Below are 15,605 nucleotides of genomic sequence, written 5' to 3' on the forward strand. Positions count from 1 at the left end.
ACTGGTCGGGAAAGTGTTAGTAAAAGGTATTTTTCTTACAAAGGATTACTTTGTCACGAAATTTCAACAGTTTAGATCTAGTTTTTAGGAAACGCTGCTTCACAATGAGGGCAAAACTTCCAAAACTGCTTATCTACCTCATTTTGACAGCTTGAACATGTGATTAGTGCGCTTAATTCCTCAAAGGCTTCGTCATACATATTGGCAAAGAGATCGCTTCTCATGGCCGCTATCGTTGTTGGATGGGCCCTAAAAGTTCCAGGCAGGGTTTTATTTGGAATGAATTTGGCCGGTGTTACGCTCTTGTCTGGAAAGATCTGAACCTGAACTTCTTGCGAAGGCTGCATTTGATACATCTGCCTATTTGCAATATTACGTTCGTTCTTTAGTAATTCAAAATTCTCATTGGCGCTAAACTTTCTTTCCATAAACTAATTGTAGCACACTACTTCCAGCGACGTTCTAGTAGCTCAATTATTTCCACGCAGGCCTTCTTATGCTGGTTAAATCGTGCAAAGAAGCCTGGTTTTGCTTCTAATACGGCCTTTTTGAAATAAATTGATTGTGAACCAAGGGATTCAATAAGGCGCAGAGTCCATTCAAAGACCTCAGGGTCTTGATGGCCAATAAGTTTTTCAAGTGCCTCTAAGAAGTCAAATGGTAGTCTTTCACCTCTTTTGTGGAATTCATCTATTATCTGCTTTCTGGCAACGCCTAAACACAGAGTAAGGACTTCTGGATCGTGGCAAAGTGCAAGGCAGTCCATAATCTCTGGGTAGATAATATGATCAAGAGTAATGGTATTATCAAGTAAACACAGTAGGGGGATAAGTGCATCCCAGTTTTCTTCGCGATTTAGCTCCTGAAAACGTAGCTTAAAAACACTGAAATCTTCTTTTGTATAAGTGCAGTTGGGCCTTTTTCCCGCCTGTAAATCAGCGATGACGACGCGAAACTGTTCATCTATATCAATCATATTTCTTCCCTTGGGCCATTTTTGCGATTTTTCATGTAGCAATTACTCGATTTACTTTTAAATATATGACATTTTAAGGCCTTATGCTATATAAATACCCTTTAAGAAGGTTTTCAATGCAGCAGTATCTTATTAACGACATTTACCGTGCTACAGAAGGAGAGGGAGTCTTTGTTGGACGCTCTCAGGTCTTTGTGCGCTTTCAAGGTTGTGCCGTTGGTTGTATTAATTGTGATTCAATGGATACTTGGAGTTTTGATATTGAGCCAACTTCGATTGAGTCGATTTTTGAAAAGATACTAGAAGAGTCTTATCAGGGAAAAATAAATTGGATTTCAATTACAGGTGGAGACCCTCTTCATCCTAAACATGTTCCAAGTGTTGTTGCTCTATCAAAATTTTTAAAAGAAAAAGGCTTTAAGCTTAATCTTGAAGCTGCAGGGACACGAGTTGTTGATGAAGTATTTGAAAACCTTGATTACATCTCATTTGATCTAAAAACACCTTCGACAGGTGTACAGACTCGTCTTTCACTTATTGAAAAGCTTGCTCAAAACTATAGTGGAAAGTTTCAGCTAAAGGCCGTTATTGCTGATCGTAAGGACTTTGACTACACTCTAGGAGCTTATCGTAAGCTTGAGGAGAGTTTAGGTTCAATTGATTTTCCTTGGGTGCTAACACCGTGTTTTGAACCAAGTGAAGAATTTCCAATGCAAAGATTTATCGATATTCAGGATTGGAATCAGTTAGAGGGTGGACCATTTAGAGTCATCGGACAGCAGCATAAGTGGATCTACGGTGCTGATAAAAAGAGTGTTTAATTAAGCGGCCCTTCTCGTTCTTGCTAAGGTCTCACGTTGCTTGGCCTCTAGTAAATCAACTCCATATTTTTTAATCGTTCCTAAATCTGTAATCGTGTAGGAATTAGAGTCGGCCTTAGTTCGATCTTCTTGAGAGAAGTTATCACAAATAACAACAAGTTTTGTGTCTGTAGGAAGTTTCTTAAGAGCAATTTTGATAATCCCTTGAACCTTATCAAGAGAGTTTGTACAGTAGACTACATATTTCTTGTCGTCTTTAGAAACGCTAAAGTGCCAAAGATTGGATTTATTTTTTGATTCAACGACATGATAATCATATGATTTAAAAACCATCGTACATTGAGTAATAAACCCCTTAATAATTTTTTTAGAATTTGCTATCTTTGCCATTAGATCTCCGCTTAACATCAAGCATATCGGTTTATTGGCCAAAATATTAAGAAATTTTAGAAAGATTATTCCGTATCAATTTTTAGTTAGTTAGAAGTTTTGTGGAGGATTTTTGTCCAATTCCTTTACCCATTTTAAATTGTTTACCGGCCTTAGCGCCAAGATTCCATGCATTTGCATCAAAGCTAGTTGCCTGACTTGTTTGCGATGAGACACGAGGGTAGACTCGGTTTCGATGGGCCTCGGCAAGACCTTTAATATGGATTAGTTCACGTGAGCTTATTTGCTTGCTCTGATGACCTTTAAGTTCAATTAGGAACGATTTCGTAAAACTCTTATAATAAGAATTACGAGCACGAACACCTTTTAAATTTGAGTTTTTCTTGGCCTGCTTCCAAAGTCCTTCCATCGCATTTACTGTATAGTCATAGATATAGTGAGCGGCCTCAACATTTTCTTTGGCCCCAATAATTTCGAGGTAGCCCCCGCCACGTCCAGAGCTGAAGACTGGAGAGACTGCATATTCCTTAAGTATATCGTAGAGGCAATCGTGAAGAAGGTTGCGTCTTTTAAAAGAGGCGACTCGTCTGACATAAGTATCTTCAAAGTCTTTCATATCAAAATCATCTCGTGCTAGATGATTAAGTTTAAGTTTGTCTAAGTTGTGTTTTTGAATGAGATCATTTGCTTTTTTGGCAGCAAGTTTGGCCTCAAATTCATTTTCTGACTTAGCAAGCTCCAGAAGCTTTTGAATCTTTGCCGTGATATTATCATTGCTTTTTACAAAGGCACTTAAGTTTACTTGCGACTTTGAAAAGTTATCATCCCAGCCAAAGCGTTTAAAAATACCTCTAAATTCGATACCGTGTGCCTGCTCGTGTATGCCACATTCAATGTGAACTAAGAAGTGGGCAAGCTCATGCTTGAGAACATTTTCTAGAAGCTTGTCATCGTTAATTGTAAGAAAGCACCTATTGATTCCAATTTGATAAATAAGTGGATCGTAGAAGCCTAGGATTTTGTCAGAGTCATTTACAACAAATGTAAGCGGGTACATCACTCCTTTGTAGTGGAGGCGTGAGCGCTTAAAAGAGAGACCAATTCCCGCGAATATATCACAGGCCATAAGACGAATCTTTTTTATAAATAATTGGGTATTTTCGTTATAAATAAACATTAATATTTAACACTGCATCCATACGGTTTTGTTCTCGCTGGATTTACTTTCTCATTGTTCTTAAGTTGTTCTAGCGCGTTTTTAACATAGTTTCGAGCGTTTTGAATATCATTTTTGTCGGCCGAAGGAATACTGTCGATGGCCCCCATATAGTCAATTATACCGCTTTCATTAATGATGAAAATCTCTGGCGTTGTCTTTGCATTATAGCGTCTACCAACAGTTCCGTCTGTATCAATCAGAAGGTGAGAAGCATTTGATTTTTCGACCTGTAGGCGATTCTTTGCAGCAGCGGCGTCTCTGATATAACCCTGTTTTCCAATATTAGATGAATTAATTGTAAGCCAGTAATGGCCGCTATCTTTTGCAAGCTTCTGTGTCTGCTGCATATTTAGTGAATCATAATGTTTTCTAACGAAGGGACAGCCTTCGTTATACCACTCAAGAATAACTTTCTTGCCTTTAAAAGAGGCCAGTGTAATCTGCTTTCCGTCTTGGTTTTCAAGAGTAAAGTTTGGGGCCTTATCTCCTGGAGATAAAGCGAGAGTAAGTGTAGTCATAAAGAGAGAGACGATTAATTTCATAAATGCTCCTTTTGGATATTCTACGCTGTGAAAAAGGAGCATTCAATAAATAAAGGCCTACATTTGTAGGCCCTTATTTTTATTTGAATTTAATTTATTAAATTAAACAGTTGGTGTCGTCTTAGATGTTACAGCAGCTTTTAGAAGCTCTCTGTTCATACGAGCGATATTTGTGATTTCAATTCCTTTCGGGCATGAAGCTTCACATTCAGCTTCGTTAGTACAGTTACCAAATCCAAGATCATCCATCTTCTTAACCATGTTTTGAACACGTTGAGAAGCTTCAGCTTGTCCTTGTGGAAGAAGTGCCATTTGAGAAACTTTGGCCGATACGAAAAGCATCGCAGAAGCGTTCTTACATGAAGCAACACAAGCTCCACAACCAATACAAGCTGCAGCGTCCATTGCTAGGTCTGCTTGCTCTTTTGGGATTAGGATAGCGTTTGCATCTTGAGCATTTCCTGTGTTTACAGATACGAAACCACCAGCAGCGATGATTTCATCAAATGCACTACGATCAACCATAAGGTCTTTTTCTACTGGGAAAGCTCTTGCTCTAAATGGTTCGATAACAATCGTATCACCATCAGAGAACTTTCTCATGTGAAGCTGACAAGTTGTTGTTTCAGCTTCTGGCCCGTGAGCTTGACCATTGATCATTAGAGAACACATACCACAAATACCTTCACGACAGTCGTGGTCGAAAGCTACTGGCTCAACACCTTGTGGAATTAGTTCTTCGTTTAACTGATCTAGCATTTCAAGAAATGAAGCATCCGGAGAAACGTTTTCTAAAGTATAGTCGGCCATTTGACCTTTATCTTCACGATTCTTTTGACGCCAGATTTTTAGATGAAGTGTCATATTATTATTGCTACTCATATCATATACCTCTTATTTGTAACTTCTTTGTGTTAGTGGAACGTTAGGGAAGTCTAGTTCTTCCACGTTTCTAATTGGCTCACTAGCTTCACCAGTGTATTCCCATACAGCTGCGTGACAGAAGTCATTGTCATTTCTTAGGGCCTCGTTCTCATCTGTTTGAGACTCTTCTCTGAAGTGACCACCACATGATTCTGGTCTTTCAAGAGCGTCGCGTGCCATTAGCTCACCAAGCTCTAGGAAGTCTGCAAGACGGTTAGCTTTTTCAAGCTCGATATTAATTCCATCTGCTGTTCCTGTAACCTTAACGTCTTTCCAGAACACTTCACGAAGTTTTTTAATTTTATCAATCCCTTCTTGAAGACCTTTTGCATCTCTTGCCATACCAACATGGTTCCACATGATTTGCCCAAGTTCCTTGTGAATTGACTCAACTGATCTTGTTCCATTGATTGAAAGTAACTTAGAGAATCTTTCTTTTGAATCAGTAAGTGCCTTGTCAAATTCTGGGTGATCAGTTCCAACTTTATTACCCATAAGTTTTTCACTTGCTAGGTAGTTAGGAACTGTAAATGGAGCAACAAAGTATCCATCTGCTAGACCTTGCATTAGTGCAGATGCACCTAGACGGTTTGCACCGTGGTCTGAGAAGTTTGCTTCACCAAGAGCAAATAGCCCTGGAACTGTTGTTTGTAGGTTATAATCAACCCATAAACCACCCATTGTATAGTGAACCGCTGGGTAAATTCTCATTGGAACTTTATATGGGTTTTCATCAGTAATTCTTTCGTACATATCAAATAGGTTACCGTAGCGCTCTCTAATTGCGTCTTCACCATCGCGCTCAATCGCCGCTTGGAAGTCTAGGTAAACTGCTTCTTCACCGGCGCGAACTGATTTACCTTGGTCAATTTGTTCTTTTGCATTTCTTGAAGCAACGTCACGAGGAACAAGGTTACCGAATGAAGGATATTTTCTCTCTAGGTAGTAATCTCTCTCTTCTTCTGGGATCTCAGCTGCTTTTCTGTGATCACCTGGAGTCTTTGGAACCCAAACACGTCCATCGTTTCTTAGAGACTCTGACATAAGAGTAAGTTTCGACTGGTTTTCACCATGTCTTGGAATACAAGTTGGGTGAATTTGAGTGAAACATGGGTTAGCAAACATTGCACCTTTTTTATAAGCTTTCCAAGCTGCTGAACCATTTGAAGTCATTGCGTTTGTTGATAGGTAGTAAACGTTTCCGTATCCACCTGTACACATTAGAACGGCATCAGCTGCGTGCTTTTCGAATTCACCAGTGATTACGTTTCTTGTGATAATACCACGAGCGCGACCGTCAACCATAACTAGGTCAACCATCTCACGACGAGTTAGCATTTGAACCTTTCCACGTCCTACTTCTTTCATTAGAGAAGAGTAAGCACCAAGAAGTAGCTGTTGACCAGTTTGTCCACGAGCATAGAATGTACGTGATACTTGAGCACCACCAAATGAACGGTTAGAAAGAGTCCCACCGTATTCACGAGCAAAAGGAACACCTTGGGCCGCACATTGGTCGATAATATTATTTGCAACTTCAGCTAGGCGATAGACGTTAGCTTCACGTGCACGGTAATCTCCACCTTTTACAGTGTCATAAAATAGACGCCAGATTGAGTCACCATCATTTGGGTAGTTCTTAGCAGCGTTAACACCACCTTGAGCTGCAATCGAGTGTGCACGACGTGCAGAGTCTTGAAGGCAGAAACACTTAACATTGTAACCTTGCTCTCCAAGAGTTGCAGCAGCAGATGCACCAGCAAGTCCAGAACCAACAACGATAATTTCAAACTTACGTCTGTTGGCAGGGTTAACAAGCTTCATGTTAAATTTATGTTGAGTCCATACTTTAGTGATATCGTCACCAGCTGGAACTTTTCCATCCATTTTTTTGATATTCATATTAGTCATTACATTCCTCCCTTAACGTGACACCAAATTGCAATTGTAGAGTATCCAACAGTTAAGACAACAGCATATAGTTTCGATAGAAACTTGATTGCTGGCATATACTTAGGGTGGTTAAATCCAATTGATTGAAAGGCCGACCAGAATCCGTGAGATACGTGGATTCCAAGTACAATCATGAAAACTACATACATTCCCACATTAAGAGGAGAAGCAAAGTATACGATTACTGTTTTGTAAAGGTCACGAACTTCCATTCCGTTTAATGTCGTCATATATACAGCACCATACTTAAAGTTAATTAAGTGCATGATGATGAAGAAAAGAATTAGCATACCTGTGTAAGGCATAGTTGATGATGCGAAAGTTGCTCCGCGTCCTGTTGGTTGCTTCATGTAGTACTTAACTGGACGAGCTGCTTTATTTTCCATCGTAAGTTTCAGGGCCATAAAGAGGTGAGTTAAGAAGATTACTAGAAGACCTGCTTCAGCAACATAGATTAGCGGGTTTGAAGTAAGCGTGTAAGCGTACTTGTTAAAAGCGTCTGCTCCAACCATTAGTAAAAAGTTACCAAGCATGTGTGATAATAGGAAACCACATAGAAGAAGTCCCGTAACTCCCATTACTTGCTTTTTAGCAACGGAGTTAGTCAAATAAAAGCGTAATGCTGACATTGATACATTTCCTTTGTCTAATTTAATAAAAATTTTAAAATGTTATTTGAATGGATTATAATCCTTAAATCACCAAAACTTAAGTGAATTTTTAAGTGATTTTCATTTTGTGATGCACAATGTAAATATGCCTCAAGGATTAGGAGAATTTTAAATGTTGATCCACTCTTTTTTTGATAAAGACACTAATACTCTGACTTATATCATTTACTCTTTGGCAACAAAGAAGGCAGTGGTTGTTGATCCCGTTTTAAATTTTGACTACGCTAGTGGAACTGTGTCAACAAAAGAAGTCGAACTCATCGACGAGTTTTTAAAAGCAAATAATTTAGAGCTAACTTATATCTTTGAGACTCATGTTCATGCTGATCATTTATCTGGTGCATCGAGCCTAAAGAAATTTTATCCAAATGCAAAAATTGTCATTCATGAAAATATAAAGCAGGTACAAGTTGTCTTTAATCAAGCTTACCGTTCACAAGTTAAAGAGGATGGTTCTCAATTCGATTTATTAACACGAGAAGGAGAAACTTTTAAAGTTGCAGATGATCTTGAAGTTGAAATTATTGAAACACCTGGTCACACGCCTGCTTGTATGAGCTTATATGTAAATAAAGAAGCGTTATTTGTAGGAGATGCGATCTTCATGCCTGATATGGGAACAGGGCGATGTGATTTTCCTAAAGGCAGTGCGGATGACCTTTATGAATCCATACAAAAAATCTATGCCTTAGATGATAATTGTACCATCTACGTCGGTCATGATTATGGGCCTGGTGGACGTGAGATTATGTTTAAGACTACTGTAGGAAAACAAAAGCGTAATAATATACAATGCAAGGCAAGTACTTCTAAAGATGAGTTCTTAAGCTTTCGAACAACTAGGGATGCACACTTAAGCTCTCCAAGGCTACTGATTCCTAGTATTCAGTATAATATGAATGGGGGAGAGTTTATCTTTAATGAAGAGGATGGGGCACCATTTTTGAAAGTTCCAGTTAAATTATAAAATCTAACTAGCTAATTTTATTTAAGTTTATACTTAGAATGTCGATTAGTACTTTGTGGGAGCAAACTAAATGACAAACGAAACTCATCCAGAAATTGAGAACACGATGCAATTTACTAAAATTGGTATCGCCCTTAAAGATTGGCCTTCTCTTTCTGAGTCTGAGCGTCTCTCAACTTTTAATAGTATGTCTGAAGAAGAGGCATTGGATTTCTTTGACTCTCTTGATTCAAACTACCAAGCTGATTTATTTGAACAATTTGACCGCGATCTTAAAAGACGTTGGGCAAATGACTTGGCCTATGATGACTTGGCCGATATTCTTCAACTTCTCGATCGAGACCAAGTAGAAGAAACTCTATCTCTTTTAGCAAAGCATGCGCGTGTTGAGGTAATGGCCCTAATGGCCTATGCCGAAGACGTTGCCGGTGGTCTAATGAACTCCAATTATATTCGCCTGCGTGCAAATATGATGGTGGAAGAGGCCATTCGCTATATTCGTACTCAAACGCTGAGTAATGTTGAAACAATCTATTATACTTATGTTATCGATGCTTCTCAAAAGCTTTTAGGGGTGGTTTCTTTGCGAGAGCTCTTTGGAGCACGTGATGGTCAAAAAGTATCAGAGCTTATGAGTAGTGGACAGGATCTAATTGCGATCCCCGATAATATGGATCAGGAAGAGATTGGGCGTGTGTTTGCCCGTCACGACCAGGTTGTTCTTCCTGTTGTTGATGAAGAATTTCGTATGAAAGGTATCATTACAGTTGATGATATCATTAAGGCGGTAGAAGAAGAGACGACAGAAGATATGCAAAAGATCGGTGCCGTTGAGTCTCTTGATGCTCCTTATCTTGAAGTTGGTTTTTTTGAAATGGCAAGAAAGCGTCTAGGCTGGCTTATCATTCTCTTTATTGGCCAGATGTTAACGGCAACTGCCATGACTCACTTTGAAAATGCCATTGCTCAAACCGTTGCTCTTGTAACGTTTATTCCTTTAATTATTTCATCAGGTGGAAACTCGGGCTCGCAAGCTTCTACACTTGTTATTCGCGCCCTTGCTCTTGGTGAAGTTAAAAATTCTGATACTGTCAGAGTCTTTTTCCGTGAAATCGGCTCAGGACTTTTCATGGGGCTTATTCTAGGGGTTTTTGGTTTTTTAAGAATTTATTTTTGGCCTCATGCAAATGAAATTTACGGCCTAAACTTTGCTCGAATTTCCATGATCGTTGGCTTCAGTATTGTTTGTATTGTGACGTGGGGAACTCTTGTGGGTTCAATGCTGCCATTTATTCTTAAGAAGCTTCGCTTTGACCCGGCCACGGCCTCGACTCCCTTTGTTGCAACAATTTGCGATGTTACGGGAATCATTATCTATTTCTCTATTGCTCACGCGCTCCTTTAGCTTATGGTAAATACTTCAGGGGGGAGTGTTTATGTCTCATCGACCATGCTAAATATCAGAAAAAATATTTAGGAGAGTTTATGAAATTAGCTTTAGTAATTTTAGTAAGTGCATTTAATTTTTATGCAGTAGCTGGTCTACAAACTTTAAGAATTGTTGATTTAGCAACAGTATCTTCAACGAGTTGTTATACGGCCGAACAAGAAGAGTCAGGAAGTATTTCTTCAGTTAGCTTTTATCTTGGTAACTATAGCGGTGAAGGTGAGGATAGAACATTTAATTATTATGAAACTTCAGAGACTTATTATGCATCATCTGTAGTTTGTAAGAATATCAAGTTATTTAATAAAGCATTTGATAGCTCTCTTCCTCAGGAAGAGAAGGTATTTAAGTTATTTGTTGATATGAATGATCACATAAAGGGATTTATGCTGCGAAATAGTGATAAAGTTTTATTTTTTGAAGAGTAGAGTTTTATAAGAAAAGGCCCTCAAGTGAGGGCCTTTTTTTTATTTTGATTTTTTCTTTGCCGTCTTCTTTGCCGTTTTCTTTGCCGTCTTTTTGACTACTTTCTTCGCTGCTTTTTTTGGTGCAGCTTTCTTTGCTGTTTTCTTAGCTACCTTCTTTGCTGTTTTCTTCGTAACTTTCTTGGCAACTTTTTTGGCCGTCTTCTTAGCTACTTTCTTTGCTGCTTTCTTCGCAACTTTCTTGGTAACTTTATTGGCCGTCTTTTTAGCTACCTTCTTTGCTGTTTTCTTTGCAGTCTTCTTTGCAGTCTTCTTTGCAGTCTTCTTTGCAGTCTTCTTGGCCACTTTTTTCGCAACCTTCTTTTCTGCTTTTTTAGCTACTTTCTTTGTCGCTTTCTTTACAACCTTCTTAGCTTCTTTCTTAGCATCTTGTGCTTTCTTTGTTAGATCATTAGCAACTTTCTTAGTCGTGCGTTTAACTTCGTTTACCGCTTCTTCAACATCATCTGACATCTCTTTTGCGGCCTTTGCAACTCTGTTAATTGCTTTCTTTGTCGACTTCTTAACATTCTGATATGTCTCAATATGACCAATGGCCTCTAATTCTTTTTCAATAAGCTTGTCGTATTCAGCTAGAACTTTCATTGGATCTTTACCCAGGCGATCTAGTTCTTGTTGAAGCTCTTCAAAGAATTTTTCAACCTTATGCTTTTGTACATTTACTTTGTCATAGCGAAAACGAAAGTGAGCATAGAGTTCATCATATTTCTCACTACCTTCTTCTTGAATTCTTTCTAACAGGTGTCTACACTTTTTCACAATCTCATCACTTGATGACGTTAGCGCATGTTTGGCCTGTTTGTTCTTCTTTTTTAAAAAATCGTCTAAACCACTCATTGTTTCCCCCTGTAGCAAGATTATCTTGATACACGTAAATAATATTACGTTATAAAGTGTAACGTATTAGAAAGTATTTTCAACACTTTAATGATGGTATTTTTTTAATATTTACTTGCTTTGAGTCACAGAATTCTCTATATATACTTATATCAATCAATTGGACGCTTATGGACAACGAAATGGAAGAAGTAAAAACAACAAAATATGACGAATCAGCGGATCGAGCAGGACTGATTGTTTCTGTCCTATGTTGCCTACATTGCATGGCAATCCCGCTATTGATTATTTTTGTTCCTTCACTTGCTAGCTATTTCGAAAATCCATTAATTCATAGTCTTGCGATTTTTATAATTGTGCCTGTTGGTCTTTACGCTTTTATAAAAAATCTAAAGGTTCATAACGATAGAAGACCACTTTTTATTGGAATTCTTGGTATGGCCACTATTTTAGTTGGTCACTTTAACCAGTACTTCCTAGCAGAGCATGCTGGTCATATGCATATGCACACTCATGCACATTCAATTGGTACTGTAGAAGTTGTAGCCTCAATTATTGGTGGTCTAGCTCTTATTGCAGCACACTTACTTAATATCAAACTATGTCGCTGTAACCACTGCGAGCACTAATAACGTAAGTTTGTTCTTTGTGAAATTCTTAACGATGAGTTGCTCATATAAAGATCAATGGCATCGTTATATTCTTTGGCCGTCTCTAGTGCAAAGAGTTTTTTTGTAAAGCTATGCCCGAAGTTTAGCCATACATGTCCGACTTTTAAAAAGAAGCGAATGCGTTTAAGTGCTGCTTTTTTATCAAAGTATTTAAAACAAGCGTTCACGTAAGCCTTCACAAACTCACCATAGTAGCTAGCATGAAGATAAGGGTCTTCACTTAGAAATTGCTGTTGAAATTCATTAAGTTTATGGCCTTGCTGGGCCGCAAACTGCGTTATTAACCAGGGCTTGGCCGTTAAAGAGCGACCTAGCATTACTGCTTGGCAACCTGTCTCTATAAGCATTTGAGAAATATCGCCGTGATCTTGAATATCTCCATTCCCGATAATAGGAAGATCGATACTTTCTTGTAAGTATTTAATTTGTTCCCAATCTGCGACACCCTTTCTTTTTTGGGCCGCAAGTCTTGGATGTAAGATAAGCCAATCGGCACCAGCTTCTTTAAGGGCATGGCAGAAGTCTAAAAGAAAGCTCTTATCATTTTGATGGCCCGCCCTAAGCTTTACCGAAACAGGTACTGTGGCATGTCTTTTAACCATCTCTACAACACTTGCCGCGTATTTAGTATCTCCCATTAAAGAGACGCCGTAATTGTGTTTTAAGGCCTTCTTTACCGGACAGCCCATGTTGATATCGATTGCACTTGCTCCCCAGCTCTCAAGCTTAGGGATGGCCTTTTCAATATATCTCTCTTCGTTGCAAAGAATTTGCGGATAGAGGCCGTAGTCGAGCTCACTTTTAAATGTCTCAGGAGTTTCACCTAGAATTTGATCAGGGAGCCTTCTTGAATTTAACATTTCTGTGGCCCACAAGGTCTTCATCTCACTTGGAAAGTAAGGTCTTAGTGCATCTCTAAGGGCGACATGTGACAAACCAACCATTGGCGCAAGAAGGGCCTTGAATTCTATTAAGTCGTTAAATTTCTGCCAAGAAGGCGAGATAGGTTGTGCCAAATTCTTTCCTTTAGATCTGTTAGCTCGAGCTCTTGTCTAGTGGCAAACTCTTCATAAATATGAGAAATCTCCACATCGCTACGATCATCAGTTTCAAAGAAGATATACTCTAAGTCCACTTTATTATTCAAGATGGTGCTGCGTATTTTCGCATTAGAGGATTCATAGAAGCGTGGACCTAGGCTTGTATAAATCTGGCGCTCATGACAGTCATTCAAATCCTTGAACGTGCCGTTAAAGTCATGAAGCACCCAGGCAGTATGTCCTTGATAGAATTTATGAAGACGAAAGATATCAGATAGACATCTCACATTATGAATAATTAGAGGCTTTCCAAGTTCATTGGCCAACTCGATATGCCAGCTAAAGATTTTTTCTTGTTCTCTAAGATCTGTTTCAATGGCACGGTCCAGGCCTGCTTCTCCAACCATAAGGCAATTGTCTAAGCGACACATCTTCTTTACCTCTTCAAAGCTAGTTACGGCATCAGAGAGCTTCCATGGGTGGACTCCTGCGCTGTAATATTGACCATCTACAGGTAAGTCATTGATTTGCGGTGAGTAGGAATAGATGCAGAAATCCTCAATAGAGGTCGTTTTATTCGGTCCCGAATGGCCGTGAAGGTCGATAAATTTTGCACTTTCGCTTTCTTTGCTTGTCATATGGCATATATTTTAATACATTACCGTTCTAATTAAAAATTTGAAAAAAGATATTGCTTATCTTTTTAAAATCAATTATTTATTTAGGAATTATTTAATATATTTATTATAAGCGTTACAAATTGATGTAGGAGTACTTAATGTTAACAATTAGATTACAACGCGGTGGTAGAACTCACATGCCTATTTACACAATCGTTGCAGCTGACTCAAGAAATGCAAGAGACGGAAAATTCAGCGAGAAGTTAGGTCAATATAACCCACAACTTAAAGAAAATAACCTTATCGACGTTAAAGCTGAGAGAATCACTGAGCTTGTTGGTAAAGGTGCTACAATTTCTGATACTGTAAGAACACTTCTAAAGAAGAACAAAGTTACTCTTAACTAGTAATTTTTTGTTTTTCATTTAAAAAAGCATAAACGGCATTTTTGTAGAAGGAGTTCATGATGAGTGAGTTAAAAGACTTAATCAATACAGTTAGTCGCGCATTAGTTGATATGCCAGAGCAAGTAGAAGTAAACGAGATTGTTGGTGAACAAACAACAGTTATCGAACTTAAGGTTGATAAAACTGACCTTGGTAAAGTTATTGGGAAGCAAGGGAAAACAGCTCGCGCACTAAGAACAATTCTTAATGCTGCTTCAACTAAGTTGAAAAAAAGATCTGTTTTAGAAATTATAGAATAATTTACTTGAATCAATAAATATTGTGTTTTAAAAAGACCTATCGAAAGATAGGTTTTTTTATTTTTGTTTAAACGAAAGCGAGCACATATATGATTGAAACAATGACGATGTCACAGAATCCTGAAGTAAAGCGTATTTTACTGGTTGATGACCAAGTAGAGATACTGGAGCTCTTACAAGATGCTCTTCGTATGGAAGGTTATGAAGTCGATGCATGTGCTGATGCTAGTGCTGCCTTAAGTGCACTAGGTGAGCATACTTATTCACACGTTATTTCTGATTATCAAATGCCCGAAGTAAATGGAATGGAATTGGCCACAAGAGCACAAGGTGTTCTTAAGGAGAAGATGCCTCCATTTATTCTTGCAACAGGTGATTGTTCGATTAATTCTGATACGATTAAGGGCAAAGGTGTTAGTGGTATTCTACCAAAACCATTTACCCTTAAGCAGGTAATAACTGTTCTACAGAGCTAGAAACTAGCTATTCTTATTTTCGTTATTTGATTGGTCTTCGATTTTACTAGCAGTATTAGTGTTATTCTGCTCATCTTCCTCTTTAAGTCCATGCTTAAAGCCTGTGATGGCCTTTCCAAGAGACTTTCCAAGTTCTGGAAGCTTCTTACCTCCAAACAGTAGAACAATAATAGCTAGGATAATTAAACTTTCAGTAATTCCAAGGCTCATATTTTCCTCATTTTACGCTAAATTAATAAATTTTAGATAAGTCCATTGTATACTTACCTGGAGCATATTCGCTAAACCTTTTTGCACGAATATCCTTATAAATCTTCTTATTGTTGGAATTTGAGGCATATGGATAGATGCAAATTCCACCTCTTGGCGTAAATTCACCAATAACTTCAACGTATTTTGGCTTCATTAGCTTGTTTAAATCGTCACAAATTTTTTGCACACAATCTTCATGGAAATCACCATGATTTCTAAAGCTAAATAGGTATAGTTTTAATGATTTAGATTCAACCATCTTCTTGTCCGCAATATAGTTAATATAGATACGAGCAAAGTCTGGTTGTCCTGTTTTTGGGCATAGTGAAGTGAACTCTGTACAGACAAAAGTAGTCCATGCATCACTTCCAGGGTTTTTGTTGTCAAAAGCTTCTAGAACCTCTGGAGCATAAGTATCCGGGTATTCAGTGTTGGCCGAACCAAGAGCAAATGCGTCTAGCTCTTTTACATTTCTTCCTTTTGGAGATTGTTTAGGTTTTGACTTTGATTTTGTTTCAGTTTTCTTGATAGATTTTTTCGATGCTGACATTTATCGACTCTCTTGAATTATTTTGATAGGTTATATTTACTTAATTTAACATTATCAA

Annotated in this window: 21 protein-coding genes; 8 read left to right on the top strand and 13 right to left on the bottom strand. The window is 38.3% G+C overall.

Translation table 11 applies throughout. The features are described from left to right. Positions 1-77: 77 nt before the first annotated feature. Both ACMAYS_RS00395 and ACMAYS_RS00400 read right to left on the bottom strand, forming a co-directional pair. Positions 78-428, bottom strand: coding sequence for a hypothetical protein (locus ACMAYS_RS00395; protein WP_412462523.1), 351 nt, complete (start codon positions 426-428; stop codon positions 78-80). A 17-nt stretch (positions 429-445) separates the two neighbouring features. Beyond that, positions 446-976: a hypothetical protein gene (locus ACMAYS_RS00400; RefSeq protein ID WP_103217024.1), complete on the bottom strand. Its 531-nt coding sequence runs from the start codon at positions 974-976 to the stop codon at positions 446-448. 116 nt (positions 977-1,092) lie between these two features. On the opposite strand from ACMAYS_RS00400, the gene ACMAYS_RS00405 reads away from it, so the two are divergent. After that, positions 1,093-1,797: a 4Fe-4S cluster-binding domain-containing protein gene (locus ACMAYS_RS00405; protein WP_412462524.1), complete on the top strand. Its 705-nt coding sequence runs from the start codon at positions 1,093-1,095 to the stop codon at positions 1,795-1,797. On the opposite strand, the gene ACMAYS_RS00410 is transcribed toward ACMAYS_RS00405, so the two are convergent. The 6 genes from ACMAYS_RS00410 to ACMAYS_RS00435 form a co-directional block, all read right to left on the bottom strand. Continuing rightward, positions 1,798-2,187, bottom strand: coding sequence for a hypothetical protein (locus ACMAYS_RS00410; protein WP_103217026.1), 390 nt, complete (start codon positions 2,185-2,187; stop codon positions 1,798-1,800). Between the two features lie 82 nt (positions 2,188-2,269). Further along, positions 2,270-3,313, bottom strand: a complete 1,044-nt coding sequence (locus ACMAYS_RS00415) for a SprT-like domain-containing protein (protein ID WP_412462525.1) — start codon at positions 3,311-3,313, stop codon at positions 2,270-2,272. A gap of 50 nt (positions 3,314-3,363) precedes the next feature. Then, the gene (locus ACMAYS_RS00420; RefSeq protein ID WP_412462526.1) at positions 3,364-3,948 is read right to left on the bottom strand and encodes a redoxin domain-containing protein; all 585 of its coding nucleotides are present in this window, start codon (positions 3,946-3,948) and stop codon (positions 3,364-3,366) included. A gap of 102 nt (positions 3,949-4,050) precedes the next feature. Continuing rightward, a complete protein-coding gene (locus ACMAYS_RS00425; protein ID WP_103217560.1) occupies positions 4,051-4,812 on the bottom strand; it encodes a succinate dehydrogenase/fumarate reductase iron-sulfur subunit in 762 nt (253 codons plus the stop codon). A gap of 30 nt (positions 4,813-4,842) precedes the next feature. Then, the gene (locus ACMAYS_RS00430; protein WP_233189692.1) at positions 4,843-6,783 is read right to left on the bottom strand and encodes a fumarate reductase/succinate dehydrogenase flavoprotein subunit; all 1,941 of its coding nucleotides are present in this window, start codon (positions 6,781-6,783) and stop codon (positions 4,843-4,845) included. Then, positions 6,783-7,454 carry a succinate dehydrogenase cytochrome b subunit gene (locus ACMAYS_RS00435; protein ID WP_103217029.1) on the bottom strand — a complete coding sequence of 224 codons (672 nt, stop codon included), beginning with the start codon at positions 7,452-7,454 and terminating at the stop codon, positions 6,783-6,785. Before ACMAYS_RS00435 ends, ACMAYS_RS00430 begins: the two co-directional genes overlap by 1 nt. A 154-nt stretch (positions 7,455-7,608) precedes the next feature. Between ACMAYS_RS00435 and ACMAYS_RS00440 the strand changes: the two genes are divergently transcribed. The 3 genes from ACMAYS_RS00440 to ACMAYS_RS00450 all read left to right on the top strand — a co-directional run bounded on the left by ACMAYS_RS00440 (position 7,609) and on the right by ACMAYS_RS00450 (position 10,338). Next, positions 7,609-8,463, top strand: coding sequence for an MBL fold metallo-hydrolase (locus tag ACMAYS_RS00440; RefSeq protein ID WP_412462527.1), 855 nt, complete (start codon positions 7,609-7,611; stop codon positions 8,461-8,463). Positions 8,464-8,533: 70 nt separating this feature from the next. Further along, entirely contained in the window at positions 8,534-9,868 is a 1,335-nt protein-coding gene (gene mgtE / locus ACMAYS_RS00445) for a magnesium transporter (protein WP_103217031.1), read from the top strand. An 80-nt stretch (positions 9,869-9,948) separates the two neighbouring features. After that, on the top strand, positions 9,949-10,338 hold the full coding sequence (locus ACMAYS_RS00450; protein WP_392992177.1) for a hypothetical protein: 390 nt from the start codon (positions 9,949-9,951) through the stop codon (positions 10,336-10,338). A gap of 39 nt (positions 10,339-10,377) precedes the next feature. On the opposite strand, the gene ACMAYS_RS00455 is transcribed toward ACMAYS_RS00450, so the two are convergent. After that, positions 10,378-11,232, bottom strand: a complete 855-nt coding sequence (locus ACMAYS_RS00455; RefSeq protein ID WP_412462528.1) for a hypothetical protein — start codon at positions 11,230-11,232, stop codon at positions 10,378-10,380. Positions 11,233-11,402: 170 nt separating this feature from the next. Here ACMAYS_RS00455 and ACMAYS_RS00460 point away from each other — a divergent pair, with 170 nt between their 5' ends. Continuing rightward, positions 11,403-11,861, top strand: a complete 459-nt coding sequence (locus tag ACMAYS_RS00460) for a MerC domain-containing protein (RefSeq protein ID WP_392992174.1) — start codon at positions 11,403-11,405, stop codon at positions 11,859-11,861. On the opposite strand, the gene ACMAYS_RS00465 is transcribed toward ACMAYS_RS00460, so the two are convergent. After that, complete coding sequence (locus ACMAYS_RS00465; RefSeq protein ID WP_412462529.1) at positions 11,858-12,919, bottom strand: tRNA-dihydrouridine synthase family protein; 1,062 nt, start codon at positions 12,917-12,919, stop codon at positions 11,858-11,860. The two genes, ACMAYS_RS00460 and ACMAYS_RS00465, sit on opposite strands and share 4 nt — an antisense overlap. Beyond that, positions 12,874-13,581, bottom strand: coding sequence for a TatD family hydrolase (locus ACMAYS_RS00470; protein WP_392992171.1), 708 nt, complete (start codon positions 13,579-13,581; stop codon positions 12,874-12,876). Before ACMAYS_RS00470 ends, ACMAYS_RS00465 begins: the two co-directional genes overlap by 46 nt. A 140-nt stretch (positions 13,582-13,721) precedes the next feature. Between ACMAYS_RS00470 and rpsP the strand changes: the two genes are divergently transcribed. The 3 genes from rpsP (at position 13,722) to ACMAYS_RS00485 (ending at position 14,745) form a co-directional block, all read left to right on the top strand. Next, entirely contained in the window at positions 13,722-13,970 is a 249-nt protein-coding gene (rpsP, locus tag ACMAYS_RS00475; RefSeq protein WP_392992170.1) for a 30S ribosomal protein S16, read from the top strand. A 59-nt stretch (positions 13,971-14,029) separates the two neighbouring features. Then, entirely contained in the window at positions 14,030-14,269 is a 240-nt protein-coding gene (locus ACMAYS_RS00480; RefSeq protein WP_392992169.1) for a KH domain-containing protein, read from the top strand. An 89-nt stretch (positions 14,270-14,358) separates the two neighbouring features. Further along, positions 14,359-14,745, top strand: a complete 387-nt coding sequence (locus tag ACMAYS_RS00485) for a response regulator (protein ID WP_392992167.1) — start codon at positions 14,359-14,361, stop codon at positions 14,743-14,745. A gap of 3 nt (positions 14,746-14,748) precedes the next feature. Here the strand turns inward: ACMAYS_RS00485 and ACMAYS_RS00490 are convergent, their stop codons facing one another. Both ACMAYS_RS00490 and queF read right to left on the bottom strand, forming a co-directional pair. After that, entirely contained in the window at positions 14,749-14,955 is a 207-nt protein-coding gene (locus tag ACMAYS_RS00490) for a twin-arginine translocase TatA/TatE family subunit (RefSeq protein ID WP_103217038.1), read from the bottom strand. A 22-nt stretch (positions 14,956-14,977) separates the two neighbouring features. Then, positions 14,978-15,547: a preQ(1) synthase gene (queF, locus tag ACMAYS_RS00495; protein WP_392992166.1), complete on the bottom strand. Its 570-nt coding sequence runs from the start codon at positions 15,545-15,547 to the stop codon at positions 14,978-14,980. Between the last annotated feature and the right edge of the window lie 58 nt (positions 15,548-15,605).

The organism is Halobacteriovorax sp. RT-2-6 (assembly GCF_047085025.1).
Classification (GTDB): Bacteria; Bdellovibrionota; Bacteriovoracia; order Bacteriovoracales; family Bacteriovoracaceae; genus Halobacteriovorax_A.